Origin of the sequence: Sphingobacterium sp. MYb382 (assembly GCF_037572665.1) — a bacterium.
Classification (GTDB): Bacteria; Bacteroidota; Bacteroidia; order Sphingobacteriales; family Sphingobacteriaceae; genus Sphingobacterium.
Genome location: NZ_JBBGZT010000017.1, coordinates 1 through 3,103 on the forward strand (window position 1 = coordinate 1; position 3,103 = coordinate 3,103).

Below are 3,103 nucleotides of genomic sequence, written 5' to 3' on the forward strand. Positions count from 1 at the left end.
GTCACGCGAGCCCATCCATATCCTATAAATATTTAAATACAAAACCATGCGATTCCGTATTGTTATGCGGTGTTAATCCGACTTTCGCCGGGCTATACCCCTGATATGGGTAGGTTGCTCACGCGTTACGCACCCGTGCGCCACTCTCACCAAAATAAAGCAAGCTTTACCTTGGATCCCGTTCGACTTGCATGTATTAGGCCTGCCGCTAGCGTTCATCCTGAGCCAGGATCAAACTCTCCATTGTAAAAATGAATTGTTAGAAACCTAACTATTTATAAAATAATTAGAATTGTCTTTTTTTAATATCTAATTTGAACTGACTAGGTTGATTGTTATTTGTTAACTTTCGTTAGTATAACCAACTACTCGTTACGTTTTCATGATCATTTTCTTAAAGAACTTCTCTCGCCGCCGCGTCGCGCTTTGGCTATATATTTTCCCTATTGCTAGGTTAAACTTAATCTTATTTATTTCATACATCCTTGCGATGTATGCCCTTCCTCTCGGTTGGGACTGCAAAGGTAGAAAAGCTTTTTGATTTTCCAAAATAAATTTTACTTTATTTTTCCCAGCTCCTCTTTCGTTAAATTTAGAAAAAACCGCATTTATAATGCCGCTATCCTTTTTTTTAACCCTTTATGTCAATCGTCCCTCCCTTGCGGAGTGGTGCAAAGATAGAAGTTTTATACCCCTACTTCCAAATGTTTTTTGCTTATTTATTAGGAGTTTTCCTTAAGTGCTTGATAACGATACTAGATAATCTTTCCTTGGGTTCGTTTTTAATGGGGAAATAGGCTGGTTATTGGGGATGCGACCCCGAGGGGGTCGTTATATGGGTCCTTATATCTTGGCTATAATGATGTCAATCCGCTGGATTGAGTTGCTTGTTGTTTTTTAAAACTCGTTTATTTTATACTCCCCTCCCCTATTTGTTATGCCGTCCTTCGACAGGCTCAGGATGACAAGTCGAAGCATCGTCTTAGAAGGGCTTACTCCTATATATAAGGAATACCAATTTTGCTACTGTTAGTTAGTTCTCACCGTTTACCTGCACTGCCTATCGTCCTCGTTTGAAACGAGGATGCGGGAGGATAGCGTTTGCAACGCTGAGTAAGGTCTTTTGCTTAATTATAGTACGTGTCCTTAGCCAGGACGGGGCTTCACCCTTTTCCTTGATGAAAAGGGTGGCAAAAATCAAGCCTAGGCATACGCTGCTATCTCCCCTTGTAAATTCCGGAACAAAATGAACTCGCTTCGCTCAGACAGCGTTTTGTTCTTGCGGAATTTTCTACGCTACGATTTACGCAGCAGATGCCTAGGCTTTTTTATTAGCAAAGCAAGTCAGTTTTTTTTTGCAACACATCTTTCTTTTGCACCAACCCATCAAGGTTGTCATGCTGAGCTTGTCGAAGCATCGTGTTAGAAAGGCTTACTCCTAATATATAAGCAATACTTGGTTTAGATCTCTATTTTTATAATAACAAGACTTTTCTATTTTGCACTCCTCTATCCAAGTTGTCATGCTGTCCTTCGACAGGCTCAGGTTGACAAGTCGAAGAATCGTTTAGGAAGGTTTACTTCTACGATATAATGAATACCAGATTTGCTACTGTTCTCCAGTTCTAATCGTTTGCCTGCACTGCCTATCGTCCTCGTTTGCAACGAGGATGCCGGAGGATAGCGTTTGCAACGCTTATTGGAGTCTTTAGCTTAAGTATAGCGCGTGTCCTTAGCCAGGACGGGGCTTCACACTTTTTCTTGATAAAAAGTGTGGCAAAAATCAAGGCTGCCATACGCTGCTATCTTCCCTTGGAAATTCCGGAACAAAACGAACTCGCTCCGCTCAGACAGCGTTTTGCTCTTGCGGAATTTCTTGCACTACGATTTTACGCAGCAGATGCCTAGACCTTATTCTTAGCAACTGCAAGTCAGTTCTGTTTTGAACACATCATTCTTTTGCACCAACCCATCCAGGTTGTCATGCTGTCCTTCGACAGGCTCAGGATGACAAGTCGAAGCATCGTTTAGAAAAATTTATTTGCACTGTTTATCGTCCTCGTTTGCAACGAGGATGCTGGAGGATAGCGTTTACAACGCTGAGTAAAGTCTTTTTCTTAATTATAGAACATGTCCTTCGCCAGGACAGGGCTTCACACTTTTCCTTGATGAAAAGGGTGGCAAAAATCAAGGCTGGCATACGCTGCTATCTCCCCTTGTAAATTCCGGAACAAAACGAACTCGCTGCGCTCAGACAGCGTTTTCTTCTTGCGGAATTTTCTACGCTACGATTTAACGCAGCAGATGCCTAGGCCTTCTTCTTAGCAAAGCAAATTAGTTATGTTTTGCGGCTCATTTTTCTTTTGTATAAAGCTATTCAGGTTGTGATGTTGTCCTTCGACAGGCTCAGGATGACAAGTCCGAAGCATCGTTTAGGAAGGTTTAAGTCTGCTATATAAGAAATACGTGCTTTACTTAAAATAAGGTGTAATTATAGCTATAGCTGTAGTTGCAGCATGTAGGTTGCTTGCTGATGCATGGTGATTGGGGAAATATAGTATAAACAAAAAGCCCCTCCAGTTTCCTGAAGGGGCTTTGTTTAAAATTAGGCACCGACCTACTCTCCCACCTGTTACGGCAATACCATCGGCTCTGGCGGGCTTGACTTCTCTGTTCGGAATGGGAAGAGGTAGACACCGCCGATATAGGCACCTGAATATCTTGATAAATAATGACACATTATATCAACCTATTAAGGGTCTGCATTATTTAATTGACAATACTGGAAGAAAGAAGAGTAACAAAGAAGAAAACAACAGTGTTTCTATCGCTGTAGAAAGCTTCGGGCTATTAGTACTACTCGGCTTTGGTCTTTCAACCTTTACACCTATAGCCTATCAACGTAGTCATCTCCTACGACCCTATAAGGAAGTCTCATCTCGTGGCTAGTTTCGCACTTAGATGCTTTCAGCGCTTATCTATTCCGAACGTAGCTACCCTGCCGTACACCTGGCGGCATAACAGGTTCACCAGCGGTTCGTCCAACCCGGTCCTCTCGTACTAAGGTCAGATCCACTCAAACTTCCAACGCCCACAACAGATA

The 3,103-nt window shown here is 42.2% G+C and carries 3 rRNA genes; all 3 read right to left on the reverse strand.

Features of this window, described 5'->3' with window-relative positions:
* Positions 1-247 (reverse strand): 16S ribosomal RNA (locus tag WH223_RS07950); the annotation flags it as partial.
* Between the two features lie 2,357 nt (positions 248-2,604).
* Positions 2,605-2,716, reverse strand: a 5S ribosomal RNA gene (gene rrf / locus WH223_RS07955).
* A gap of 114 nt (positions 2,717-2,830) precedes the next feature.
* Positions 2,831-3,103: ribosomal RNA gene (locus WH223_RS07960) — 23S ribosomal RNA — on the reverse strand; the annotation flags it as partial.